At 73.3% G+C, this 25097-nt stretch carries 24 protein-coding genes; 8 read left to right on the top strand and 16 right to left on the bottom strand.

The genetic code is table 11. The features are described 5' to 3' along the window. Positions 1-15: 15 nt before the first annotated feature. The 3 genes from JK359_RS11655 to JK359_RS11645 form a co-directional block, all read right to left on the bottom strand. On the bottom strand, positions 16-627 hold the full coding sequence (locus JK359_RS11655) for a DNA polymerase ligase N-terminal domain-containing protein (RefSeq protein WP_201834609.1): 612 nt from the start codon (positions 625-627) through the stop codon (positions 16-18). Between the two features lie 335 nt (positions 628-962). After that, complete coding sequence (locus JK359_RS39830; protein WP_269138985.1) at positions 963-1094, bottom strand: hypothetical protein; 132 nt, start codon at positions 1092-1094, stop codon at positions 963-965. Continuing rightward, positions 1091-2035 carry a YoaK family protein gene (locus JK359_RS11645; protein WP_201834608.1) on the bottom strand — a complete coding sequence of 315 codons (945 nt, stop codon included), beginning with the start codon at positions 2033-2035 and terminating at the stop codon, positions 1091-1093. The genes JK359_RS39830 and JK359_RS11645 overlap by 4 nt, the downstream gene beginning before the upstream one ends. A gap of 519 nt (positions 2036-2554) precedes the next feature. Between JK359_RS11645 and JK359_RS11640 the strand changes: the two genes are divergently transcribed. Beyond that, a complete protein-coding gene (locus tag JK359_RS11640) occupies positions 2555-3529 on the top strand; it encodes a TauD/TfdA dioxygenase family protein (RefSeq protein ID WP_201834772.1) in 975 nt (324 codons plus the stop codon). A gap of 93 nt (positions 3530-3622) precedes the next feature. On the opposite strand, the gene JK359_RS11635 is transcribed toward JK359_RS11640, so the two are convergent. From JK359_RS11635 to JK359_RS11625, 3 genes are all read right to left on the bottom strand, one after another. Next, positions 3623-4660: an LLM class flavin-dependent oxidoreductase gene (locus JK359_RS11635; protein WP_201834606.1), complete on the bottom strand. Its 1038-nt coding sequence runs from the start codon at positions 4658-4660 to the stop codon at positions 3623-3625. A gap of 91 nt (positions 4661-4751) precedes the next feature. Beyond that, positions 4752-6269: a metallophosphoesterase family protein gene (locus JK359_RS11630; protein WP_201834604.1), complete on the bottom strand. Its 1518-nt coding sequence runs from the start codon at positions 6267-6269 to the stop codon at positions 4752-4754. Between the two features lie 181 nt (positions 6270-6450). Next, positions 6451-7266: an SAM-dependent methyltransferase gene (locus tag JK359_RS11625; RefSeq protein WP_201834602.1), complete on the bottom strand. Its 816-nt coding sequence runs from the start codon at positions 7264-7266 to the stop codon at positions 6451-6453. Between the two features lie 347 nt (positions 7267-7613). Here JK359_RS11625 and JK359_RS11620 point away from each other — a divergent pair, with 347 nt between their 5' ends. Next, positions 7614-10016, top strand: a complete 2403-nt coding sequence (locus JK359_RS11620) for a M4 family metallopeptidase (RefSeq protein ID WP_201834600.1) — start codon at positions 7614-7616, stop codon at positions 10014-10016. Between the two features lie 58 nt (positions 10017-10074). Here the strand turns inward: JK359_RS11620 and JK359_RS11615 are convergent, their stop codons facing one another. From JK359_RS11615 to JK359_RS11605, 3 genes are all read right to left on the bottom strand, one after another. Further along, positions 10075-11274 carry a glycoside hydrolase family 64 protein gene (locus tag JK359_RS11615; RefSeq protein WP_201834598.1) on the bottom strand — a complete coding sequence of 400 codons (1200 nt, stop codon included), beginning with the start codon at positions 11272-11274 and terminating at the stop codon, positions 10075-10077. Positions 11275-11424: 150 nt separating this feature from the next. Further along, positions 11425-12180, bottom strand: a complete 756-nt coding sequence (locus tag JK359_RS11610; protein WP_201834596.1) for a dienelactone hydrolase family protein — start codon at positions 12178-12180, stop codon at positions 11425-11427. Between the two features lie 114 nt (positions 12181-12294). Continuing rightward, entirely contained in the window at positions 12295-12915 is a 621-nt protein-coding gene (locus tag JK359_RS11605; RefSeq protein WP_201834594.1) for an L-threonylcarbamoyladenylate synthase, read from the bottom strand. 288 nt (positions 12916-13203) lie between these two features. On the opposite strand from JK359_RS11605, the gene JK359_RS11600 reads away from it, so the two are divergent. Together JK359_RS11600 and JK359_RS11595 are read left to right on the top strand one after the other, a co-directional pair. Next, positions 13204-13611, top strand: a complete 408-nt coding sequence (locus JK359_RS11600; RefSeq protein WP_201834592.1) for a YciI family protein — start codon at positions 13204-13206, stop codon at positions 13609-13611. A gap of 8 nt (positions 13612-13619) precedes the next feature. Further along, positions 13620-14804 carry an RNA polymerase sigma factor gene (locus tag JK359_RS11595; protein WP_201834770.1) on the top strand — a complete coding sequence of 395 codons (1185 nt, stop codon included), beginning with the start codon at positions 13620-13622 and terminating at the stop codon, positions 14802-14804. Positions 14805-14904: 100 nt separating this feature from the next. On the opposite strand, the gene JK359_RS11590 is transcribed toward JK359_RS11595, so the two are convergent. Continuing rightward, positions 14905-16146, bottom strand: coding sequence for a serine hydrolase domain-containing protein (locus JK359_RS11590; protein WP_201834590.1), 1242 nt, complete (start codon positions 16144-16146; stop codon positions 14905-14907). A 353-nt stretch (positions 16147-16499) separates the two neighbouring features. Here JK359_RS11590 and JK359_RS11585 point away from each other — a divergent pair, with 353 nt between their 5' ends. Next, complete coding sequence (locus tag JK359_RS11585) at positions 16500-16757, top strand: hypothetical protein (RefSeq protein WP_201834782.1); 258 nt, start codon at positions 16500-16502, stop codon at positions 16755-16757. 4 nt (positions 16758-16761) lie between these two features. Here JK359_RS11585 and JK359_RS11580 read toward each other — a convergent pair whose 3' ends face one another. Then, entirely contained in the window at positions 16762-17229 is a 468-nt protein-coding gene (locus JK359_RS11580; protein ID WP_201834588.1) for a hypothetical protein, read from the bottom strand. 340 nt (positions 17230-17569) lie between these two features. Between JK359_RS11580 and JK359_RS11575 the strand changes: the two genes are divergently transcribed. Both JK359_RS11575 and JK359_RS11570 read left to right on the top strand, forming a co-directional pair. Then, the gene (locus JK359_RS11575) at positions 17570-18919 is read left to right on the top strand and encodes a transaminase (protein ID WP_201834587.1); all 1350 of its coding nucleotides are present in this window, start codon (positions 17570-17572) and stop codon (positions 18917-18919) included. A 13-nt stretch (positions 18920-18932) separates the two neighbouring features. After that, entirely contained in the window at positions 18933-19373 is a 441-nt protein-coding gene (locus JK359_RS11570; RefSeq protein WP_201834586.1) for an Lrp/AsnC family transcriptional regulator, read from the top strand. Positions 19374-19403: 30 nt separating this feature from the next. Here the strand turns inward: JK359_RS11570 and JK359_RS11565 are convergent, their stop codons facing one another. After that, positions 19404-20513, bottom strand: coding sequence for a PP2C family protein-serine/threonine phosphatase (locus tag JK359_RS11565; RefSeq protein WP_201834585.1), 1110 nt, complete (start codon positions 20511-20513; stop codon positions 19404-19406). Between the two features lie 227 nt (positions 20514-20740). Between JK359_RS11565 and JK359_RS11560 the strand changes: the two genes are divergently transcribed. Beyond that, positions 20741-21649, top strand: coding sequence for a GNAT family N-acetyltransferase (locus JK359_RS11560; RefSeq protein ID WP_201834584.1), 909 nt, complete (start codon positions 20741-20743; stop codon positions 21647-21649). Between the two features lie 146 nt (positions 21650-21795). Here JK359_RS11560 and JK359_RS11555 read toward each other — a convergent pair whose 3' ends face one another. The 4 genes from JK359_RS11555 to JK359_RS11540 form a co-directional block, all read right to left on the bottom strand. Continuing rightward, the gene (locus tag JK359_RS11555; protein WP_201834583.1) at positions 21796-22692 is read right to left on the bottom strand and encodes a Gfo/Idh/MocA family protein; all 897 of its coding nucleotides are present in this window, start codon (positions 22690-22692) and stop codon (positions 21796-21798) included. Between the two features lie 35 nt (positions 22693-22727). Then, positions 22728-23711, bottom strand: a complete 984-nt coding sequence (gene tgmB, locus JK359_RS11550; RefSeq protein ID WP_201834582.1) for an ATP-grasp ribosomal peptide maturase — start codon at positions 23709-23711, stop codon at positions 22728-22730. Positions 23712-23729: 18 nt separating this feature from the next. Then, positions 23730-23921: a putative ATP-grasp-modified RiPP gene (tgmA, locus tag JK359_RS11545; protein ID WP_201834581.1), complete on the bottom strand. Its 192-nt coding sequence runs from the start codon at positions 23919-23921 to the stop codon at positions 23730-23732. Between the two features lie 314 nt (positions 23922-24235). Then, positions 24236-25072, bottom strand: coding sequence for a fructosamine kinase family protein (locus tag JK359_RS11540; RefSeq protein WP_201834768.1), 837 nt, complete (start codon positions 25070-25072; stop codon positions 24236-24238). Positions 25073-25097: the final 25 nt, after the last annotated feature.

Here is a 25097-nt window from a genome sequence, read left to right as displayed (position 1 = left end):
GTCCGGACCCGTCCCTCAGCCCGTGCCCTCGGCCGCCTCGACCTGCGCCAGGGTGCGCCCGGTCCGTACCGAACGGGCCCGGCGGGGGTCGGGCGTGCCGTGGCCGTCCGACCGCGCCGGTCCCTTGCGGACCAGCAGCCAGGCCTCCTCCTCGTCCGTGCCGCTGCGGAACCGCGTCAGGGCGTACTCGCCGTGCAGCTTGGTGCCGTGCAGCCGGAAGGTGGCGTGGCCGTGCTCCAGGGACTCCGCGAAGTCCACCGGGCGGCCCCTGCGGTCGTGGCTGAGCGGGGCGTACGTCCCCTGGTCCCACACGATCACCGTGCCGCCGCCGTACTCGCCCTGGGGGATGACGCCCTCGAAGTCCTCGTACTCCAGCGGATGGTCCTCGGTCGGCACCGCCAGCCGCTTGTCCGCGGGGTCGCCGGACGGTCCCCTGGGCACCGACCAGGACTTCAGGACGTCACCGACCTGGAGCCGGAAGTCGAAGTGCATCCGCCGCGCGTCATGGATCTGCACCACGAAATGCGGTTCGCCGTCCCCGGCCCGCGCCGTCCTGCCCGACGGCTCGCGGGTCCGCTCGAAGTCGCGCTTGCCGCGGTACGTCCGCAGCCGGTCCTCCGCCGACACGTCCGGCTCCTTCCGTGCGTCCGCCTCAGGGGCTCCCGGGTACCCAGGCCCGGACGGATTCAGCCCGCGACGCCGTTCAGCTCGGCCCTCGCGTCGTCCGGCAGCACCAGACCCGCGGCGCCGTTAAGCTCGGCCCTCACGCGCCGTCCGGCAGCACCAGACCCGCGGCGCCGTTAAGCTCGGCCCTCGCGCGCCGTCCGGCAGCACCGGACCCGCGGCGCCGATGTTCCTGCGCCGCGCGGAGGCGGCGGTGCTCGCCGGCATCAGCTCCGACTCCTACCTGCGGCTGGAGCAGGGCCGCGACCGCAACCCGTCGGTTCAGGCGCTCGAGGCCATCACCCCTGGTCGTCCTCCACGCCGAACCCGGCAGCCACAGCGCCGAACTGCCGGACATCCTCGACGGCCTGGCCGTGCCTGCGGCCGCCGTGGCGGAACGACGCGTCGAGGAGCCGTGAGCCGTAGCTCACCGCTCCTGCCCGGACCTGTCGGCGGGCGGGGGACGAAGCCGGGGGGAGCGGGAGTAGAACGCCGCGGCGCACACCACCAGACCGGCGACGCACAGCAGGGCGTACCCGGCGCCGAGGCGCAGGAGCAGCGCGCCGATGACGCCGCCGACGAAGACACCGAGCACGGTGGCGAGACGCCGCACCCGGGACAGCTCCGCGTCGTCCGGCGGGACCGGTCGCCGTGGAGACCGCGGACCGCCCGGCGGGGCCGGCCCCAGGGACATCCCAGCATCGCCCGGCCCGGCGGGCCCCGGAGCAATCCGGGCATCGTCGGGCGGCGCGGGCCCCGGGGGAATCCGGGCATCGTCGGGCGGGGCCGGCCCCGGGGACGTTCCCGTATCGCCCGGCGGGGCGGGCCCGGGGGACCTCCGCGTATCGCGCGGTGGGGCCGGCTTGCGGGAGAGCACGTCAACGAGCAGCTTGACCAGGGTCATCTGGATCACGGTCGTGGGCATGTCCGGGATGCGCACCTGGTACATCACGCGATTGCGCCAGCCCATCGCGGCCGCGAGCAGCACGGCGGCGACGGCCATGACGTGCTCGGCGGGCGTGCGCCGCCCGCTCGTGCCGATGACCACCAGCCCGGCGAGCACGATCAGCGCCGTCTCCACGGCGAGGGCGCGCGCGAACCAGTGCCGTCCCCGGCGATGCAGCCGCGTGACCACGACATCGGCGGCGGCCACCCCCAGCACGAAGGCGGCCAGCGCCTCGGCCGGCCGGGCGACCGGCGTTCCCGTCCGCGCCACACCGAAGCCGAGGAACAGGACGTTGCCGGTCGTCAGCGCGGCGAACGCGTGCCCGAGACCGAGGAAGGTGATGGCGTCGACGGCGCCGGCGGTCACGGTCAGCGCGAACAGGACGACCGCGATACGGACCTGCGTCCGCGTCGGTTCATCGCTCACGCTGACCACCGATCGACCGCACGGCAAGGGGCCGGCCGGCGCCCGCGACGGCCCTTCGGGACGCTGGGGAACGCGGGACGCAAGCCGCTCCCATCCTCCGGCGGTCCGCGGGCGCCCGCATCCGGTGCTGATCCGACCGGCTGCCTGCCCCGGACCGTCCCCGCCCCTGCCGCGTCGGCGGCCGACGAGGCACGGGCGGTCACCGGAGCAGCGGCAGGCCAGGCACGGGCAGTCACCGGAGCAGCGGCAGGCCAGGCACGGGCAGTCACCGGAGCGCGGCCGGCGTGGCAGGGGCGGTCACCGGAAGCAGCGGCAGGCCAGGCACGGGCAGTCACCGGTGCGCGGTCGGCGTGGCAAGGGCTTCCCGGAGCGCGTCGGCGTGGTGGGCGCTTTCCGGAGCGCGGCCGGCACGGGCGGGGTGGCCGGGCGCGGCCACCGGTGGTCCGGCAGGTCGCCGTCCGGGGGCCGGGGGTGTCACGATCGCTGCGGCAACCGATTCGCACGAGCACCGGAGGACGCATGACGGCGGACAGGGCGACCGTGGACGGAACGGAGCGGGCCGCGGGCGCGGAGGTGCACCCGGTCGCCGGGCACATCGGCGCCGAGATCACCGGCGTCGACCTCTCCGGGCCGCTGGAGGACACGGTGGTGGACCTGATCCGGCGGGCCGTGCTCCGCTGGAAGGTGGTGTTCTTCCGGGGGCAGGCTCTCGACCACGCCGGCCATGTCGCCTTCGCCCGCCGCTTCGGCGACCCGGTCGTGCTCCGGCGGCGGGGCAGTGCCTCACCCGCGGACCACCCGGAGGTGGAGACCACGGCGGACCGGCTGGAGCTGGGCGGCCGGTTCGGCATGGAGCACGAGGAATGGCTGCGGCGGCGCCGGCACACCCTGCTGCGCGGCTGGCACTGCGACCACGGCGCGCGGATCGACCCGCCGGCGGCCACCGTCCTGCGCGCCGAGACCGTACCGCCGTACGGCGGCGACACCACCTGGGCCAACCTGGCCGCCGCCTACGCGGGGCTGTCCGCCCCGGTCCGTGCCTTCGTGGACGGCCTGCGCGCCGAGCACCGGCTCGGCGTCGGCTACCAGCCCCGGCCCGGCGACGACGCCTACCTCCGCCACCTCCTGGACCACCAGGTCGCCTCCGTGCACCCCCTCGTCCGGGTGCACCCGGAGACGGGCGAGCGGGTGCTGTTCGTCAACGGCTACTACCTCGAGCAGATCGCCGGCGTCTCCCGGCCGGAGAGCGCCGCGCTGCTCGAGATGCTGCTCGAGCAGGCGGTCCGGCCGGAATACACGGTCCGCTTCCGCTGGGAGCCCGGCAGCGTCGCCTTCTGGGACAACCGGGCCACCATCCACCTCGCCCCGAGCGACAACGCGCACCTTGGCCTTCCCCGGGTGATGCACCGGGTGATGCTCGCCGGGGACGTCCCGGCCGGCGTGGACGGCAAGCCGTCCGAACCGCTCACGGGCACGGCGGTGGGCGCGTGGTGACGCGGAGGCGGGGGCCGACCGGTGGCGGCCGTGCGGCGACCCGGCGGGCGGGCTGCCGCCCGGTGCCGGGCACGGCGGCCGGCACCGGGTGCGTCAGCCGGCGGGGCGCCACCCCAGGGCCGGCCCCAGCTTCGTCGCCATGTCCGTGAGGATCTGCACGTAGTCCTCGTGCGCGAAGCTGAACGGCAGCGCGAACGCCACCTCCTCGACCTCGCGGAACGCGGCGTGCGCGTGCAGCCGTTCGGCGAGTTCGGCCGAGGTGCCGACCAGGTCCGGCGCGAACAGCAGCCGCGCGGGGCCCTGCGGGGAGGCCGTACGGGGCAGCCGCTCGGCCGCGTACTTCGCGTACCGGGCGCGCTGCTCCGGGCTCGCGGAGTCGGTGGGGATCACCACAAGCCCCTGGGAGACCCGGGCCGCGTCACCGTCGGGGTGGTGGGCGCGGAACTCGCGGATGTGGGAGAGCTGGATCCCGGCGAAATCCGGCGGCCCCTCCCCCCTCGCGCCGCCCTCCGCCTTCACGACGCTGCTGGTCAGCAGGTTCATGCCGTGCTGCCCCGCCCAGCGCGCCGAGCCCAGGCTGCCACCGCCGTACCACAGCCGCCGGCCGAGCCCCGGGGAGTGCGGCTGCACCACGTCGGCGAACACCTCGAAACCCTCCACCCCGCTGAAGTCGGTGGCGGGCTCGCCGCGCACCAGGTCCAGCAGGCGCCGCACCCTCTCATGGCTGAAGTCCTCGGCGTCGCCGGTGTCCGGGTACAGGGCGTCCTTGATCCGCGCGTAGTGCATCGGCGGGCCCACGCTGACGCCCGGGTTCAGCCGCCCGCCGGACAGCACGTCGACCGTCGCCAGGTCCTCGGCGAGCCGCAGCGGGTTCTCCCAGCCCAGCGGGATCACCGCCGTACCCAGTTCGATGCGCCGGGTGCGCTGCGAGGCGGCGGCCAGGACGGCGACGGGGGAGGAGATGCCGTACTGCAGATGCCGGTGGCGGACCCAGGCGCTGTCGAAGCCGAGCCGCTCGCCCAGCTCGATGATCTCCAGGGTGGACTCGTGGCCCCGGCCCGGGTCGGCCGGGTCGAACAGACCGATGGTCAGGAAGCCCAGCCTGCGCAGGGGGCGAGGGGTGGACGGCACGGACACCTCCAGCGGTCGTGCGTAGGCTCTGCCGGCAGCCGTGCAGCTGCTCCGCCCCGATTCTGGCAGGCGAGTGTGACAACCGTGTTGATCAGTTCGGGCGGGCCGCAGGCAGCGGGATCACGACCTCGTCCTCTACCGGCGGGTCGACTTCCTGTGCCCGGTTGCCGGTCGCGGCGAAGCACCGCAGCCGGACCGAGTCCGGGGCGACGTCCAGCCGCAGGAAGCACTTGAAGAACGGCGGGCTGTAGGTGGCCGAGGACGGCGAGAACAGCTGGGTGTAGATCTTCCGCACGGGCAGCCGGAACCGGGCGCGGCGGTCGGGCCGGCGGCCGGCCCCGAGGAGGCTCGCGACCAGGCGGGTACGGCGGGTGACCCGGGCGCCGGGTCCAGGGGCGCGGCCCGGCTCGATGCCGAGCCGTTCGGAGATCACGGCGGTCGCCTCCGCCTCGGTCAGGCTGAAGAAGCGGCGCAGCCGGAGCCGGCGGCCGTACAGGCGGCTGTAGAACGCGAGCGAGTCGCCGCGCAGCGGATAGCAGCGGAACTCGCGCTCGGTGACGCCTCCGACGGCCACCCGGGGGATGGTGTGCGTGGCGTGCATGAAGGCCCCGCCGCCGCCCGCGACGACGTACTGGACGGTGCGGCCCTCCACCTGGACCGGGTACCGCTGGTAGTTGTGGATGTCGCCGCCGATCGCGGCCACGTAGTGGTGCTCCGGGTCCCGGACGATGTCGTCGACCGTGCCGCCGCCCTCGACGGGGCACGGGTGGTGCTTGCCGTCGACGTACAGCGGGGACCCGCTGACGAGGATCTTCGGCCTGGGTCCCTTCGATATCTCCCGCAGCCAGGCGCCCTGCTCGGCGTCGACCGTGCCCAGCAGGCCGGTGTCGATGCCGACGATCCGCACCGGTCCCGCGTCGATCGCCCAGTACGGTCCCGGCTGTACGGCCTGTTGTCCCGGCGCCGGACGCAACTGCCGTGCCGAGGCCAGCCGTTGCTCGTCGGCGGGGCGGGCCCGGTGCCAGAGCAGGGAGCGCCACCAGGCACCGGTGAGCGGGCGGGGCCGCGGCTCAGGGCCGAGCGGCGGGGTGTCACCGCAGAAGACACGCATGAAGGCGCCGAGATCCTCGTACCAGTCGTGGTTGCCCGGTATCGCGTAGATCGGCGCCGGATAGTCCTGGTAGGGCCGGAAGAACTTGTCGCCGTAGTCGTCGGCGCTGCCCACGGGATAGATGACGTCGCTGGCGATGACCGCGAAGTCGGTGCCCTGACCGGCCCTCAGGAACCCCGGGACGACGGCGTACTGGGAGGCGCCCCCCTCGCCGGTGTCCCCGATGACCATGAAGGAGAACCGGTCGGGTACGTCCCGTCGGATCACCTTGTCGGCGGGCGCTCCCTCCTCCGCCCGACGGGCCACCCAGCGGCTGCGGGTACGGCCGGTCGGATCACCGAACCAGGACGCCAGCACGCCGTTGCGGGCGGCCCACAGCGTCCGGGGGTTCAGCCAGGACAGCTTTTCGACGTGGTCCGGCATCAGCCGCCTGTAGGTGCCGGGTTCGGCCGCGCCCCAGCCGGCGCCCTGTGCGGTATCGCGTGAGGAGTCAGACACGGGGTGCACGGTAACAACGCGCCGGTCAGGGACGGGAGTCCGGGGTCGCGCGCGCCCGCCGCCGCCACGGGCGCGACGCGTTCCGGGCCGGCCCGGAACGCGCCCGGGGCCGGGCGTCGCCGCCGTCGTGCCGCGCCCTGGCGGCGGCGCTCCCGATGCCCCCGGCGCGCGGAACGGGGCATCAGGGCTTACGGGCGAGTCCCCCGTGCTCGGCCACGATCTCCTGGGCGGGTGAACCGGGCTCGGGACGCCACTGGGTCACGGAGACGACGCCGGGTTCGACGAGTTGCAGGCCGTCGAAGAACCCGGTGATCGCGTCGACCGTGCGCAGGTTGTACGGGATGGCGCCGCTGTCGTTGTAGGCGTCCTGGGCCTGCTCGAAGACCGGGTCGATGCCGCGAGAGCCGTCGTTGACGGACAGGTAGCTGCCCGACGGCAGGGCGTCCATGAGCCGGTCCACGATCGAGCGGGCCCGGCCGTAGTCGGCGACGTGGCCCAGGATGTTGCTCAGGACGAGCGCGGTGGGCCGGCTGAGGTCCAGCGTCCGGGCCGCGGCCGCGAGGATCCGGTCCGGGTCCGTCACATCGGCGTCGATGTAGGCGGTCGCGCCCTCCTTGGAGGAGTACAGCAGGGCGCGGGCGTGGGCCAGGACCATCGGGTCGTTGTCGACGTAGACGATCCGGGCCTCGGGGGCGAGCCGCTGGGCCACCTCATGGGTGTTCTCGGCCGTCGGCAGGCCGGTGCCGATGTCCAGGAACTGCCGGATGCCCGCCTCGGAGACGAGGTACGCGATGTTGCGGCGCAGGAAGGCACGGCTGCTGCGGGCGATGGTGACGATCCCGGGGAAGACGGCTGTGTACGCGTCGCCGGCCGCCTCGTCGACGGGGTAGTTGTCCTTGCCGCCGAGCCAGTAGTTCCAGATGCGTGCGGAGTGCGGCACCGAGGTGTCGATCTTCTGCTGCATCGCCGGCTCGGGCGTCGTCGCCGGATCGGTCATGGGTCGTGTCCTTCTTTCCACCGGGTCATGGATCGTCCAGGGCACAACCTACGTCCGAACGTCCGCTTCCGGCCTCCCGGTTCGGGCAACGAGCGGGACGGACGGCGCCGTGGGGGACCGTCCGGTGACCGCCGAGGGGACGGAAACCGGCCGATAGGGAAAACCCTCGATTGACCCGCCCTTGGGTGACATGACTCGGTCAAAGGTGTCATTCTCCCACCGCATGGTGATCCACCCCACCAGTTCACGGATCACGCTCCCGCACAGCTCAGCTCGCCCGGGCGGCAGACCCGTCCGCCCGGTCTGTCACCGGCCGCGACCCGGCGGCCGCAGCAGGAGGAGTACGAGTGAGACCCCACAGACCCCTTCCCCACAAGCGGGCCACGGTCGGAGCCGCCCTGGTCTCCACTGCGGCCTTCCTGGCCGTAGGCCTCCAGGCGGTCCCGGCGACCGCCGCACCGGCCGCTCCCCACCCCAGCCCGCTGCGCACCGGCGGCGTGGAGGCCAAGCTCAGCCCGGCGCAGCACAGCGCGCTGATCAAGAGCGCCCGGCAGAAGACCGCCGCCACCGCCCGCACCCTCGGGCTCGGCGCCCAGGAGAAGCTGGTCGTCAGGGACGTCGTCAAGGACAACGACGGCACCCTGCACACGCGGTACGAGCGCACGTACGCCGGCCTGCCCGTGCTCGGCGGCGACCTCGTCGTGCACACCCCGCCCGCCTCGGTGGCCAAGGGGACCGTGAGCACGACGTTCAACAACAAGCGCAAGATCCAGGTGCGTTCGACCACCGCGACCTTCACCAAGGCCGCCGCCGGGGCCAAGGCGCTGAAGACCGCGAAGTCCCTGGACGCCGTGAAGCCCACCACGGACAGCGCCCGCAAGGTGATCTGGGCCGGCAGCGGCGCCCCGAAGCTCGCCTGGGAGACGGTGATCGGCGGCTTCCAGGACGACGGTACGCCCAGCCAGCTGCACGTCGTCACCGACGCCACCACCGGCAAGGAGCTGTACCGGTTCCAGGCCGTCAAGACCGGCACCGGCAACACCCAGTACAGCGGCACCGTCTCGCTGAACACGACGCTGTCGGGTTCGACGTACCAGCTGTACGACACCACGCGCGGCGGGCACAAGACGTACAACCTCAACCGGGGGACCTCCGGCACCGGCACCCTGTTCACCGACGCGGACGACGTCTGGGGCGACGGGACCGGCTCCAACACCCAGACCGCGGGCGCCGACGCCGCCTACGGTGCCCAGGAGACCTGGGACTTCTACAAGAACACCTTCGGCCGCAGCGGCATCAAGAACGACGGCGTCGCCGCCTACAGCCGTGTCCACTACAGCAGCGGCTACGTCAACGCCTTCTGGGACGACGACTGCTTCTGCATGACCTACGGCGACGGCTCGGGCAACACGCACGCCCTGACCTCGCTGGACGTGGCCGGCCACGAGATGAGCCACGGTGTCACCTCCAACACCGCCGGCCTGGAGTACAGCGGCGAGTCGGGCGGCCTGAACGAGGCCACCTCCGACATCTTCGGCACCGGTGTGGAGTTCTACGCGAACAACTCCAAGGACGTCGGTGACTACCTCATCGGCGAGAAGATCGACATCAACGGCGACGGCTCGCCGCTGCGGTACATGGACAAGCCGAGCAAGGACGGCGGCTCGGCGGACAGCTGGTACTCCGGCGTCGGCAACCTCGACGTGCACTACTCCTCGGGCCCGGCGAACCACATGTTCTACCTGCTGTCCGAGGGCAGCGGCACCAAGGTCATCAACGGCGTGACCTACAACAGCCCGACCTCTGACGGCGTCGCCGTCACCGGCATCGGCCGGGCCGCCGCGCTGCAGATCTGGTACAAGGCGCTGACGTCGTACATGACGTCCAGCACCAACTACGCGGGCGCCCGCACCGCCGCGCTGAACGCCGCCGCCGCGCTGTACGGCACCAACTCCACCCAGTACGCCGGAGTGGGCAACGCGTTCGCCGGCATCAACGTCGGCAGCCACATCAACCCGCCCGCCAACGGGGTGACGGTCACCAACCCGGGCAGCCAGTCCGCCACCGTCGGCACCGCCGTGAGCCTGCAGATCCAGGCGAGCAGCACCAACAGCGGCGCACTGAGCTACAGCGCCTCCGGTCTGCCGGCCGGTCTGTCGATCAACAGCTCGACCGGCCTGATCTCCGGCACGCCCACCACGGCGGGCTCGTCCAGCACCACCGTCACGGTGACCGACTCCACCGGCGCGACCGGCACCGCCACCTTCGGCTGGACGGTCAGCACGACCGGCGGCGGCTGCAACTCCACCCAGCTGCTGAGCAACCCGGGCTTCGAGTCCGGCAGCACCGGCTGGAGCGCGACCAGCGGCGTCATCACCACCGACAGCGGTGAGGCGTCCCACAGCGGCTCCTACAAGGCCTGGCTGGACGGCTACGGCAGCACGCACACCGACACGCTGTCCCAGTCGGTGACGATCCCCGCGGGCTGCAAGGCGACCCTGACCTTCTACCTGCACATCGACAGCGACGAGACCACCACCGGCACCCAGTACGACAAGCTGACGGTGACCGCCGGTTCGAAGACCCTGGCGACCTACTCGAACCTCAACAAGGCCTCCGGCTACAGCCAGAAGACCTTCGACCTGTCCTCGCTGGCGGGCTCGACGGTCACGCTGAAGTTCAACGGCGTGGAGGACTCCTCGCTGCAGACCAGCTTCGTCGTGGACGACACCGCCCTGACGACCGGCTGAGCCCGGCGCTGACGACCGCGGTCCCGCACCCGTTCACCGGGTGCGGGACCGTGCCGTGTCAGCTCAGCGGATCCAGCGTCAGATATGCCTGCCGCGGGCTGCCGTCGTGCACCAGTGACTCCTGGTTGCCGACGTCGTCGAAGGCGAACGCGTACGCCTTGCCGTCGGCCGTCCGCGCGTGGACCTCGCGCGCGTAGTGGTTGGTCACCGGGTCCTTGTAGAAGTCCGCCGTGGTGGTGTCCGGCTGGCTGGGGTGGACCAGCAGGGTCGAGCGGTTGAAACCGGCGCACAGCGTACGGGAGATGGGGCCGCGGACCTGGTCGTTGGGGGCGTCCAGCAGCTTGTGACAGCCGAAGATGCTGGCCGCGTCCGGCTTGCGGAAGCTGGTGACGACCGCGCCCGAGGAGTCGGTGAAGTTCATGACGTCACCCGAGACCCGGCCGTAGTACTTCGTGCCCGGCCGGTCCGCGAACGGCGTGACCGTCAGGGCCGACGTCGTGTACTTCCGCCAGACGCGGTTGACGTAGTCGTCCATCACGTTCGCGGGCAGCGCGCCGGTCTCCACGCCGTACAGCGGGGAGAGCGCACGCAGCACGGTGCCGTCGGGACGCGTCTGGATCAGGCCCGCCCAGCCGCCCGGCCGACCGCGCAGCGCGTCGAAGAAGCCGGTCCAGCCCCCGGGCTTCAGATGCCCGGTGCTGCTCACGCTGCCGTCGGCCCGCTGCACGCCGACCGCGTACGGCGCCGAGAACATGTCCACCTGGGTGCTGTTGAGCCACAGGCCGGAGTCGTTGAGCGTGTACTCCGACCAGTTGAAGAGGATGTCCCGGTTGGGGTCGGAGGGGTTCTGCACCGCCGGCTGCACGAGTCCGCCGGTGGTGAGCCGGAAGTCGAGCTTGCGGCCGTAGGAGAAGTAGATCCGGCCGGAGAACTTCGGGATGCGGATCGTCTTCGACTGTCCGGCCGCCGGACCCGGAATCGCCGCGTCCGGAGCGGGGGTCGGCGGGTTCCCGCCCGCCGGCCAGGCGTGGAAGGCGCCGTTCGCGTCCGCCCAGCCCTGCCGTCCCGAGGACAACTGGGTGCCGAGGTCGTAGACGTAGACGGGTTCGGAGCGGCCCGAACTGTTGGTGATCTTCAGCGGGACGGTGTCGGGGACGGCCGCTTGGGCGCGGCCGGGTGCACCGAGCGCGAGCAGTCCGCCGGCCAGCGCCGCGGCGGCGGCCAGGGACACTGCGGGGCGTGCGAGCGTGTGAGGCACTCTCCACCTCCGTGTGGGGGTCGGGGCCGTACGGACTTGGTCCGTACCTGTTTGAGAGCGCTCTCAGCGTCGTGCCGAGCCGAGTACATGTCAATGAGTCGAACCGGATCGGCCCGGCGCCCGCGTCCCGCGGGGCGCCGGGCCCGGGTGTCAGAACGTCCGCTTGAGCAGGTCCAGGAGGGCGGCCCAGTGCCGCTCGTCGGCGGCCCGGTCGTAGGCGGGGGTGTCCGCCTGGGTGTAGCCGTGGTGCGCCCCGGCGTACACCTCGCAGGTGTGCCGCACCCCGGCCGTCGACAGCGCCTCCTCGAACCGCGCCGCCTGTTCCGGAGGCAGCGAGGGGTCCTCGTCGGCGTGGCCGAAATACAGCTCCGCGGTGATGCGCGGGGCCTCCAGGTGCGGGCTGCCCGGGGCGTCTGTGGCGAGGCTGCCGCCGTGGAACCCGGCCGCCGCGGCCACCCGGTCCGGGTGGGCGCCCGCGGTCCACAGGGCGAGCCGGGCGCCCATGCAGTAGCCGGTCAGCGCGACCGGGCCGTCCGCCGCCTGCGGGCAGTCGGCCAGCAGCCGCAGGAAGGCGCCCGCGTCCCGCTTGACCATCTCCGGCGTCAGCGCGGCCAGCACCGGACCGAGCCGCTCCCAGATCGTGGGGTCGGCGCCCGGGTCGATGAACTCGGGCAGGTCCAGGACCGGCGCCCGGCCGAGGCGGTAGAACACGTTCGGCACCAGCACCGTGTAGCCGGCCCCGGCCAGCCGGTCGGCCATCGACCGCAGGTGCGGGCGCAGCCCGTAGGCGTCCTGGTAGAGCAGTACGGCCGGGCGGGGCCGTCCGTCGGCCGGATGGACGAGGTAGGCGTCGGCGACGCCGTCCTCGGTCGGGATGTCGACGGCGGTCGCCTGGACATCGGCCATGGGGAGAAGGCCTTTCCTCGGGGATGGGTGGCGGCCGGCGGACGGGTGCCGGCGCCACGGTCGCGGCCATGCTGTCACGCATGATCAGGAAGCCGCCGTCCGGGTGCCGCCCGCTCACTCGAAGCGGTCGGTGTCCCCGGCCCCCCTGCGGACGATCTCCGCCTCCCCGCTGGAGAAGTCGACCACGGTCGTCGGCTCGGTGCCGCAGTCGCCCGAGTCGACCACGGCGTCCACCGTGTGGTCGAGCCGGTCCTTGATCTCCCAGCCCTGGGTCATCGGCTCGTCCTCGTCCGGCAGCAGCAGTGTGCTGGACAGCAGCGGCTCGCCCAGCTCGGCCAGCAGCGCCTGGGTGACCACATGGTCGGGGATGCGCACGCCCACGGTCTTCTTCTTCGGGTGCTGCAGCATGCGCGGCACCTCACGGGTGGCGGGCAGGATGAACGTGTAGCTGCCGGGCGTCGACGCCTTCACGGCCCGGAACACGTCGTTGTCCACCCGGACGAACTGGCCGAGCTGTGCGAAGTCCCGGCACATCAGCGTGAAGTGGTGCCGGTCGTCCAGCCGGCGGATGGAGCGGATCCGGTCCATGCCGTCCCGGCTGCCGAGCCGGCAGCCGAGCGCGTAGCAGGAGTCGGTCGGGTATGCGATGAGTGCGTCCGAGCGGACCGCGTCGGCGATCTGGGCGATGCTGCGCGGCTGCGGGTTGTCGGGGTGCACGTCGAAGTACTTCGCCATCTGCCGAGCTTATGCCGTCCCGGGGCCGACGACCGGCTCGAACTGCGGTGCGTACTTGCCGGAAAGCGGGGCATCCGAGGACTGAGCCGCCCGGGGCCGTCCCCCCGTCCCGGGCGTGGCATCTCCGCCGGCGGCCTGTCCCCCCGGGCCGCCGGCGGAGCCTTGCGACGGGCCTCCCGGAAAATCCCCGGGAAAATCCTGGCCGGCGATGTCGAGAACCCGCGACCGGCTCCGTCCCCGGGGTGAGTGCGGCCACAATGGGCCACACCAGCACCGAGGAGAACCCTGATGGCCAAGTACCTGCTGCTCAAGCACTACCGCGGCGCGCCGGCCCCGGCCAACTGCGTGCCCATGGACCGGTGGACACCAAAGGAGATCTCGGCCCACGTGCAGTACATGCAGGACTTCGCCGCCCGGCTCGAGAAGACCGGCGAGTTCGTCGACGCGCAGGCGCTCGCCCCCGAGGGGACCTGGGTCCGGTACGACGGCGAGGGGCGGCCGCCGGTCACCGATGGCCCGTTCGCCGAGACCAAGGACCTCATCGCCGGCTGGATGGTGATCGACGTCGACAGCCACGAGCGCGCCGTCGAACTGGCCGGGGAGCTGTCGGCCGCCCCCGGCGCGGGCGGCGAGCCCATCCACGAGTGGCTCGAGCTGCGCCCGTTCCTGTCGGCGCCGCCCACCATCACGGAGTGACCTCGGCCATGGACGAGGCCCTCCTCAGGAGCCTCACGCCCGGCGTGATCGCCGTGCTCGTCCGCCGCGGAGCCGACTTCGCGGCGGCCGAGGACGCCGTACAGGACGCGCTGGTCGAGGCGGTCCGCGGCCGGCCGTCCGGCCCGTCCGCGGGCCCTCTGCTCCGTTCGGCCGGGGGAGACCCCGTTCGCGACGCCAAGGGCTGGCTGGTCACCGTGGCCTGGCGCAAGTTCCTCGACGCGACCCGGGCGGACGTCGCCCGCCGCCGGCGCGAGGACCTCGTCGACGCCGAGCCGGAGCCCGGCCGCGCACCCGAGGCGGACGACACGCTCCAGCTCTACTTCCTGTGCGCCCACCCCTCGCTGACACCGGCGTCCGCGGTCGCGCTCACCCTGCGCGCCGTCGGCGGCCTGACCACCCGCCAGATCGCACAGGCCTACCTGGTGCCCGAGGCCACCATGGCGCAGCGGATCAGCCGGGCCAAGCGCACGGTCTCCGGCGTGCGGTTCGACCGGCCCGGCGACGTCGCGACCGTGCTGCGCGTCCTCTACCTCGTCTTCAACGAGGGCTACTCCGGGGACGTCGACCTCGCCGCCGAGGCCATCCGGCTCACCCGGCAGCTCTCGGCCCGGGTCGACCACCCCGAGGTGGCGGGACTGCTCGCGCTCATGCTGCTCCACCACGCCCGCCGCGCCGCCCGGACCGCGCCCGACGGCAGCCTCGTACCGCTCGGCGAGCAGGACCGCGGCCGGTGGGACACCGAGGCGATCGCCGAGGGCGTCGCGATCCTGCAGGGGGCCCTCGCCCGGGACCGGCTGGGCGAGTTCCAGGCCCAGGCCGCCGTGGCGGCCCTGCACGCCGACGCGCCCACCGCCGAGGAGACCGACTGGGTGCAGATCGTCGAGTGGTACGACGAACTCGTGGGCCTGACCGGCAGCCCGGTCGTCCGGCTCAACCGCGCCGTCGCCGTGGGCGAGGCCGACGGGCCGCGGGCCGGCCTGGCGGCGCTCGCGGAACTGGATGACTCACTGCCCCGCCACACCGCGGTGGCGGCGTACCTCCACGAGCGCGACGGCGACCTGGAGACGGCGGCGCGACTGTACGCCGAGGCGGCCCACAAGGCCCCCGACCTCGCCGAGCGCGACCATCTGACGCGTCGGGCCGCCCGGCTCAACACCCGGCGCCGTCACTGACCGGCCGCACCACCGCGGCCGGTGCCGGCCCTCCGCGCGTGCCCGGACGCCGCCGACCCGGCGCCCGGACCGGAGGGTCCGTGAAGACGGTGACGAGGCGTCACCTGGCGGCCGGCTGCGCCGGCAGGTCGAACACGTGCCGTGGTGAGACGATCTGCGTGATCGCCCGGCCGAACAGGGTGCTGGGTTCCTCCCGGTCGTGGTCGATGTCGGTGTTGAGCAGCACCACGAGGGACGTCTTCGTCTCCGGGAGGTAGATCGTCAGCGATTCGTAGCCGGGCAGCGAGCCGTTGTGGCCGATCCAGCCCTGCACGTCGAAGATGCCCAGCCCGTAACCGGCCCCCGGGATCGGTGTCGCCGGGGTGATCAGGCGCTCCTTCTGCAGGGCGGGGCTGACCATCCGGCTGCCGTCCGGGAACCGCCCGGTGGCCACCGTGGGCGCCCAGGTGTGCAGGTCGTCCAGGGTGGAGATCATCGCTCCGGCCGCCCAGCCCCAGGACGGGTTCCAGCCGGCCGTGGCGGCGGTCTTCCCGTCGGCCGTCTGATCGGTGTACCCCTGCGCGTGCGGCACGGGGAATGCGCTGCCCTGCGGCAAGAGCGTGTCCTTCATGCCGGCCGGGTCGAGGACGTGCTGCTCGATGTAGTCCCCGAGGTGCTGACCGCTCTGCTTCTCCACGACCAGGCCGAGCAGGATCAGGTTGGTGTTGGAGTAGGAGAACCTCTCGCCCGGCGGGAACTGCACCGGGTGTTTGAAGGCGTAGTCGAGCAGCTCCCGGGGCGTGAAGGGACGCCGGGGGTCGGAGGTGAGCGCCTTGAAGAAGGCGTCGTCGTCGGAGTAGTTGAACAGGCCGCTGCGCATGCCGGCCAGCTGCCGCAGGGTGATCTCGTCCCCGTTCGGTACGCCTTCGACGTACCTGCCGATCGGATCGTCCAGGCCGGCCTTGCCCTGCGCCACCAGTTGCAGCAGCGCGGTCACGGTGAACGTCTTGGTCTCGCTGCCGATGCGCATGAACAGGTCCGGCGCCATCGGCCGGCCGTCGGCCTTGTCGGCGACACCGAACGAGCGGACGTAACTGCCCTGTCCCGGGGTCCAGATGCCGACGGTCACACCGGGCACGTGCGCCTCGTGCATCACCCGCTGTACGGCCGTGTCGAGCTGGCGTGCCACGGCGGGGGAGAGGGGGCGGACGTCCGGGCCCGGGACCGACGGACTCGGGGAGCCTGCGGCGACCGCGCCCGGTAGGGCGGCCGGCGGGGCCGCTGCCGTGAGCGGCGCGCACAGGGTGCCCGCCAGCACGGCCACCATGGCCCCCCGGTACAGGCGTTCGGACGAAGGCGGCATGGGCTGACTCCAAGCACGTGGGACGTGACCGTGCACGGGGCGGGACGTCGGGCCCGGTGACCTACCAGCATAGGAGCGGCCGGCCGGCGTCGCCCCTCGGCCCGAGGCGCCGGCCGGCGCACCGCCGGCTGAGCCGAACGGCGACCGGCCCGCACTGCCGGCCGGGCCGAAGGGCGGCCGGCCCGTTCGGCCCGGCGGCCCGAAGGCGCTGCCCGGCGCGCCGGCGTGCGGGACCGGGCGCGCGGGATGCTTGTCCGACGGGCGGAAGACGCCGTTCGGGCGATGGCCTCACCCGACCCGGTGAGCGGGCGGGCCAGGGCGTACCAGGGGCGGCCCACGGGCGTTGCCCCGGCATGGACCGCTTGGACTGGATGGACCGGATGGAGCGCCTGGAGCGGGTGCGCCTGCTGCACCGCGTGGACCGCACCCGGGAGCCGATCTTCGCCCTGCTGGTCGCGGAGTGGCGGGCGGAGGGCCGGACCGTCCCCGCCGAGCCCGACCCGCTGTGGGCCGCCCTCTCCGGCCTCGCGCCGGGTGGGCGGACCGATCCCGGGCACCGCACCCTCTCCGGTCTCACCCGGGGCGCCCGGCCCGACCCCGAGCACCGCTGACCGGTCACCGTCCGCACAGCGGCGCGAGCACCGCCAGCGTGCCGTTGGCCTGCTGGAGGGCGTCCTCCAGGGCGCCGGGCCCGTGGAGTGTGCCGCTGCCGTCGGGCGGCACGAGCCACTCCAGATAACGGGCCGGCCGGTACGGCGGCGGCACGGCGACCCAGGATCCCCTGCTCGCACAGCGCAGGCCGGAACCCACCCAGCCCCCGGACGGGTCCGGCGGCAGAAGAAACCCGACCCGGCCCGCCGCGGTGTCCACCAGCGTCGGCCCCGGCACGGGCAGACCGGGCCGCCACAGCAGGTCCAGTGTGAGCAGCCCCAGCCGCTCGGGGACGCTCAGCACGTCCCAGAAGCGTCCCGCCTCCAGCAGTGCGACGCCCTCCCCGTGGTCCCACTCCCGTTTACAGGCGCGCGGGTCGGCCGCCGCCGCGGCCAGCCATTCCACGCCCCGCACCCACATCGTGTTCGTCATGCACTGCTCCGCGTGTCCTCGCTCACCTGCCCGAGCGCAGGGAACGGCTGTGACCGGGCACTCCGCGCCTTCGCACGCCAACCCGGCATATGCATCGTTGTAGATATTTCTACGTGGCGGAAGGGGTGGCGCGACCTGGCGTTTGAGGCAGGACGTTCGAACTCCGCTTGCCGATTCGTCAGTTGGGCGCCGGGGGCGCGTCACTCGTTCGGTGATCCACCGCTGTGCTCACGATCGATCCGATCGTCGGTACCACGGAATCATGCGTCGAGTCTTGAGATCACCGCGGAAACAGTCGTACGCTCTCGCCATTCCACTGCCGTTCCTGCCGAGGTACTCCATGGACCGCACGCGTCTGCACGCACTCCTGAACCGCGAGAGCGCGGAGGCCGAGCGCCGCAACCCGCGCTCCCGGGCGGCCTATGCGCGCGCCGACCACCTCTTCGGCAGGGTGCCGATGACCTGGATGAACAAGACCGCCGGCGGCTTCCCGCGCTATCTGGCCGGGGCGCGCGGCGCCCGCGTCACCGACGCCGACGGGCACGAGTACCTCGACTTCTGCCTCGGAGACACGGGCGCGATGGCCGGCCACTCGCCCGCCGCCGTCACCGAGGCGGTGCACCTGCGGTACGCCCGGCTGGGCGGAGCCACCGCCATGCTGCCCACGGAGGACGCCGAGTGGGTCGGCGCCGAACTGACCCGCCGCTTCGGCCTGGCCCGCTGGAGCTTCTCGCTCACCGCCACCGACGCCAACCGCTGGGCGATCCGCCTCGCCCGGGCCGTCACCGGCCGGCCGAAGATCCTGGTGAACAGCTACTGCTACCACGGCAGCGTCGACGAGTCGCTGATCGTCACCGGCCCCGACGGCACCGGCACCGCCCGCCCCGGCAACGTCGGCGCGCCCTGCGACGTGACCCTGACCAGCAGGGTCGCCGAGTTCAACGACCTCGCCGGGCTGGAACGCGAGTTGGCTCACGGTGACGTCGCCGCCGTCCTCATGGAGCCCGCCCTCACCAACATCGGCATCGTGCTGCCCGAACCCGGTTACCTCGAGGGCGTCCGTGAACTGACCCGGCGGTACGGCACCCTGCTCATCAACGACGAGACGCACACCTTCTCCGCCGGCCCCGGCGGCTGCACGGCTGCCTGGGACCTCGAGCCCGACCTGCTCACCATCGGCAAGGCCATCGGCGGTGGCATCCCGGCCGGCGCCTACGGGCTGTCCGCCGAACTCGCCGACCGGCTGCTGACCCGCACCGACCTGGACCTCGTCGACATGGGCGGCGTCGGCGGCACCCTCGCCGGCAACGCGCTGTCCGTCGCCGCCACCCGCGCCACCCTGGAACACGTCCTCACCGACGAGGCGTTCGCGCGGATGGGAGTACTCGCCGAGCGTTTCGAGGCGGGCGTCCTGGCCGGCATCGGCGCCCACCGGCTGCCGTGGTCGGTCAGCCGGCTCGGCGCCCGCACCGAGTACCGCTTCACCTCCCCGGCCCCGCGCAACGGAACCGAGTCCGCGCAGGCCGCCGACCCGGAGCTGGAGGACTTCCTCCACCTCTACCTCGCCAACCGGGGCATCCTGCTCACCCCGTTCCACAACATGGCGCTCATGTGCCCCGACACCACCGCCGCCGACGTCGACACCCACACCGAGGTCTTCGCCGCCGCGCTGGCCGAACTGGCGGGCTGAAAGGAGCCGGAGCATGGACGACATCGACCGGGCCATCCTGCGGGAACTGCAGACCGACGGCCGCATCGCCTACGCCGACCTCGGCCCGAAGGTCGGCCTGTCCGCCTCGGCGGCCCGGCAGCGGCTGCAGCGCCTCCTGGACTCCAAGGCGGCCCAGGTCGTCGGGGTCACCGACCCCATGGCCATGGGCGGGCAGGCCATGGCGCTGCTCGGCATCGGCGTCGACGGCGACCCCCGGACCGTCGCCGACGCCCTCGCCGACCGCCCCGAGGTCGTCTACTCGGTGCTCACCTCGGGCGGCTTCGACCTCTTCGCCGAAGTGGTCGCTCCCGGCCCGAAGGCGCTGCTGGACTTCGTCAACGACGTGGTGCGCCCCGTCGAGGGCGTCCGCGAGATCCGGTCCTTCCCGTACTTCGGCATCCACACCCACCGCTTCCTGTGGGACGTGGGCTGACCGCGGCGCAGGCAGAACCCGGCCGCCGGGTCATGCGGTGGCCGGGGACTCGGGCATCAGCACCAGCATGGTCACGTCGTCGCGGACGACGTAGCGCAGCCCCAGCAGCTCGGCCCACACCGCGGCGGGCAGATCGGCGGACGCGGTCCCGGCCAGGGCTTTCAGCCGCTCCGGCAGCGGATAGAAGGCGCCGGCGGCGTCCCGCGCCTCCCACACGCCGTCGGAGGCCAGGAACAGCCGGTCACCGGCACCGAGCGCCACGGTCGCCTCCTTCGGCGGATCGGCGTCCAGGAGCCCGATCCCCAGCGGCGGGCCGGGCGCGACGGCCACTTCCTGCGCCTGTCCCTCGCACAGCAGGACGGGCGCCGGATGACCACAGGCCAGCACCCGCACCGCGGCCGTGCCGGCGGCGAACTCCAGCAGCAGCGCCGTCGCGAACAGCTCCGCGTGCCGTACGTCCGCCGAGTCCACCGCCAGCCGGCGGTCCATCCGGGCCGCGACCGACTCCAGGTCCGGCTGGTCCAGGACCGCCTCCCGGAACGCTCCCAGCAGCGACACCACCGTGGCGACCGCCTGCAGCCCGTGGCCCTGCACGTCGCCCATCACCGCCCGCACCCCGTACGGCCCCTCGCGCACGTCGAAGAAGTCCCCGCCCACCAGCGTCCCGTCCTGCGCGGCCCGGTAGAACGACGCGCACCCGACCTGCCCGACCCGCTGTGGCACCGGCGGCAGCACCGCCCGCTGCACCGCCTCGCCGATCGCCCGCTCCATGCTCAGCTGGGCGTCCCGGTGACTGCGCACGTAGGAGACGAACACGCTCAGTGCCGCCACGAACACGACCGTGAGCAGATCGGTGTCACCGGGACGGTTCAGGTGCGTGGCCGGCGCGTTCAGCAACGCGATCACCCCGAGGCCGAGCACACCGGTCGCCAGCGGACCGTACGACAGCACCGCGAGCGGCGGGATCGCGCCCAGCAGGAAGCCGAGATCATGGGCCTCCGGCGTGACCATGGTGGCCGAGCCGACCGCCACGAGCAGTGCGACGGGCAGCACGCGTACCCACCACGGCGGCGGCGCGCCCCGCAGCCAGCCGCGGCCCTCCCGGTCCCCGCGGGACGACCGGCCACGTACCGATTCCACATCCCCAAGCTACGCCGCCGCCCGCCGACCGCACCCGGCGAAAACCCTTGGACGCCGGGCAGGCCGTCCGACTAGTCTGCGATCACCACGCCCGAGCCGGACGGAAGAAGGAGGCGAGCGTCATGCAGCACCCCATCACCCAGCGCTCCCCCCTCCCCGTGCCGCGGGCGTGTCACGTCTGAATCCGACCGGGAGCGCCGCACACCGTACGCATCCCGGAGGAACCCTTGACCGACGTGGTCATCCGCACGCTCGACGAGAGCAGTGCCCATCTTTTCGACACCATGCCCGACCCGCTGGGCTTCCGTGAGAAGCACCTGCGGACCCTGTTCCGGCCCGACTGGCAGCGCATCGCCGTGCGCGACGGCCGCACCGTGGCCCGCGCCGCCTGGTGGGGCAGGCCCGAGGACACCGAGCCGCTGCTGCTCAACTGGCTCGACGTCGCCGAGGGCGAGGAGGAGGCCGGAGCCGAACTCGTGCGGACCGCGCCCTGGCGCCCGGACGAGATCGACCTGGACCTGCCCGCCGGCTGGCGGGACGACCCCCGGCTGCGGGCGGCCGTCGCGACCCGCGAGGCCGTCGCGCGAAAGGCCGGCTACGAACCGCTGGTGGAGCGCTTCCTGTACCGCTGGACGCCGGACTGCGGTCTGCCCGAACGGCCCGGACGCCTCGTGTTCGAGGAGGAACCGGACGACGCCGTCTTCTTCGGTCTGCTGCGCCGCATCCACTCCGTCACCTTGGACGCCCACGCCCGCCGGGCCATCACGCAGGGCGGTGTGGACCAGGCCGCCCAGGAGGAACTCGACGTCTTCCACTGGATGCCGTCGCCGCGCAGCTGGTGGCAGATCGCCCGCACGCCGGAGGGCGAGCCGGTCGGCATCCACATCCCCGCCCGCAACCCCTCCGGACCGTGCATCGGCTTCATCGGAGTGGTGCCCGAACAACGCGGTCACGGGTACGCCTACGACCTGCTCGTCGAATGCACCCACCACCTGGTCGAACGAGGCGCCGAGCACATCGCCGCCGCGACCGACCAGGGCAACTTCCCGATGGCCGCGCACTTCACGAGGGCGGGCTACCCGGTCACCCGGGAACGCGTCAACTACTGGCTCACCCACGCCACCGAGGCCGACTGACCCGCGGGCGCGCGGGCGCGCGGGCGACCGGCGGGCGGCCGGCGACCGGAGCCCGCCGGGAACGCGGCGGTCCGGGCGCCGGCCGGGGAGGCTCTCCCGGCTCGTGCGCGCGCCACCACGTCCCCCGGCCGGCGCCCCTGGGTCGCCTACTCGGTGCGACGGGTGCCGTCCGTCAGCCGGGACTCGGCGGCGGCCAGGATCTCCGTGATCCGGAGGCCGAACCCGGCGTCGCAGGCGTGCGGGCGGCCCGTGCGGGCCGCCCGCACCAGGGCGTCGGCGGCCCGGGAGAGCGCGGGGACCGCTCCGTCCGCACTCCCGGGCATGACCGCCACGCCCGCCTCACCCCGCAGCTCCGCATCGGCCCCGGCCGCCGCGGGCGGGGCCGACAGGCTCAGCGTGAGCGTGCTCGACGCGCCGGTGGCGTGGTCGAGGACCAGATGGACGGTGTCCGCCGGTCCGTGCGCCGCCGCCACGACCTGCCGGACGTCGCCGAGGACCGGCAGCAGGACCGACAGGGCGTGCGGGCCCACGTCCCACAGCGCACCCTTCTCCCGCCGCCACGGTGAGCCCGCGAACGGGCTGTCCGTCGTGAACACCGCCCCCAGCCAGTGCGCCCGCGCCGTGAACCAGCCCGCCGTCGCGGCCTGTTCCCCGATCCACGCCTCCGGCTCCTTCTGGAAACGCGCCGTGAAGAAGACCACCGACGCCACGCCGGCCCGCTCCACCGCCTCGGTCACGGCCCGCGCCTCGCCGACCGACAGCGCGAGCGGCTTGTCCAGCAGCAGATGACGGCCCGCACGGGCCGCCCGCACCGCCAGCCCGGCCTGCACGGACGGCGGCAGGGCCACCGCCACCGCGTCCACGTCGGCCAGCAGCGCGTCCACGTCGGCGTACGCGGCGACGTCGTGCCGCTCCGCCAGCGCCGTGGCCGCCTCCGGCCGGCGCCCCCACACCCCGGCGAACTCCAGGCCGGTGTGCCCGGCGAGGGCGGGGGCGTACGAGGCCCGTGCCCACGGGCCCGTTCCCAGCAGTCCGATGCGCATGTCGCGTTCCCTTCTCCGAGCCGTACCCCGCACGCTCAAGACGCCGCGCTCCGGTCGCCCTCCGCACACCTGCGGCCGGAATCGCCGTTCCCCGCCAGCCAGTCGGCGATCGTCGCGGCGATCGGCTGGCCGGTGTCCATCTCGACGAAGCCGAACTGGCCGGACTGGTTGCACTCCAGGAACCACCAGATCCCGTCCGCGTCCTCCGCGAAGTCGAAGGCGCCGTACGCCAGTTCCGCGTCCGCCAGGTAGCGCAGCACGCTCTCGGCGACGCGCGGCGGCACGTCCACGGGCAGCCAGGGGGAGACCGACGGGGCGAAGCGGACGTCCACGTCCTCGGGACGGGCGTCCGGGTCGGCGGGCTTGCGGGCGGCCAGCAGGGTGCGGCCGACGGCGGTGAGCCGGATGTCGGCCCGCTTGGCGATCCGCCGCTGCAGCAGCGTCGGACCGAAGGCCACCGCCGTGAAATCGGTGTCCGGAGCCACCCTGCTGGTCGGCACCGCCCGCGGGGGTTCCTGCGGATGCGCACCGGAGACGGGCTTCACCACCAGGTCCGGGAAGCGTTCCGCGAACTCCCGCGCGGCCTGCGGGAACGTGGTGATCAAAGTGGCCGGCACGGGGAGGCCGCAGCGCTGGGCGAGGTGCAGCTGCCAGGGTTTGTGCCGGGCGCGGCGGGCGGCGTCCGGATGGTTCATCCAGCGGGCGTCGCTGCACCGCAGCATGCCGTACAGCGCCTGCGACGACTCCTCCGCCAGCCAGGCGGACGGGTGCGCGGCGCGGGCGGCCGGGGTTCCGGGCCTGCGGACCCAGATGGCGCGCAGGCCGTTCATGCTCACCAGGCGCCCGCCGACGGACAGATGTCCATGGCGGGCGCCGTGCACGTACTCGCCCGACAGCGCCACCCCGTTGGTCAGGTCGGCGGGGTCGAGCCGGACGACGGGCACGCCGGCCTCGCCCAGCCGGAGGACCACCATGTCCGCCGTCACGTCCTCTTCACTGGTCAGGATGAGCACGGTCATCGTCTTGGGGCCCGCGGTTCAGTCGTCGAAGTGCGTCTTGGAACCTGCGGTCGAGGTCGTGGTTCCGAGAGCTCTCAGGGTCGCGTGGTCGGTGGCGGCGATCCGCCCGTCCGGGAGGATGTTCAACTGCAGCCCGGAGTCGTACGCGTACGGAGTGGCGACGTCCAACTGCACAGCGGGCCGCGCGTAGTTGAGCGTGAACGGTTGCATGGTCTCTCCCTGATTAGGCTTTCACGTCCTTATACGATTCGAACGGGTGATTGGTTTCCTTACGCTGTGTAACCGCAGGCCGGAAACGAAACCGCCGGAACACGGTGTCGTGCCGGACGCGCCGCTCGTCGGAGGGCTGCGGGCGGCTGGTGGCCGCCGTCGGCCGGATGGTGCCGAAGTGCTGGATGTCACAGTGGATGACAGGTGTGGCGTGTGTGGCACGTGTGGTCTCCCGCTCGTCACGGTCGCCGCGTCGGTCACCGCGCCAGCGTGTCCCGGGCCACGGTCACCGTGAGAACCCGTCCCGGCCGCGGTCATCGCGCCAGCGCGTCCCGGGCCGCGCCCAGTGCCTGTTCCGCGTATCCCCGCCCGAACAGCACCACGTGCACCAGCAGCGGGAAGAGCTGGTGCAGGCTCACGCGCTCGGCCCAGCCGTCGGCCAAGGGTGCCGCCTCCTGGTAGCCGGCCAGGATCCGGTCCAGGTGCGGACAGCCGAACAGCCGGAGCATCGCCAGGTCGGTCTCCCGGTGGCCGCCGTGCGCGGCCGGATCGATGACCCGGACCTCCCCGTCGGAGCCCCACAGCACATTGCCGTTCCACAGGTCGCCGTGCAGCCGGGCGGGCGGCTCGGCGGGCCCGGCCAGGTCCGGCAGTCGCTCACAGACGCGTTCGAACACGGCGGCCTCGCCGGGGCGGAGAGTGCCCCCGTCGACCGCGGCCCGCACGTACGGCAGCACGCGGTGCCCGGCGTACCAGCAGGGCCAGTCGGCGCCGGGCGTGTTGCGCATGGGAGCCAGGCCGATGAACGCGCCCTCGGGGCCGTCGGGGGGCGCGGAGCCGAAGTGGGGTGCCCCAGCCGCATGCAGGGCGGCCAAGGCATGGCCGAAATGCAGCGCTGCCAGCGGGCCCGGACTGCCGGTCGGTACGCGCTCGGTCACCATCCAGCGCTCGTCGCACGCGAGCACCTCGGGCACCCGGACCGCCTCCGCGGCAGCCAGCCAGCGCAGCCCCGCCACCTCGGCGCGCACCGCCCCTGGGGCGCCGCCGCGCTTCACCATCACCGGAGTCCCGCCGTCCAGCAGCACCTCCGCGGGGGACCCGGAGGTGCTCCGCGTCCCGCTGACCGGGCGGCCGGTGAGCCGGGCCGCCACCTGTCCCGGATCCTCGTCTCGGTTG

This window comes from Streptomyces actinomycinicus (genome assembly GCF_016741775.1).
GTDB lineage: Bacteria > Actinomycetota > Actinomycetes > Streptomycetales > Streptomycetaceae > Streptomyces > Streptomyces actinomycinicus.
This window is presented reverse-complemented; position numbering and strand designations above follow the sequence as displayed.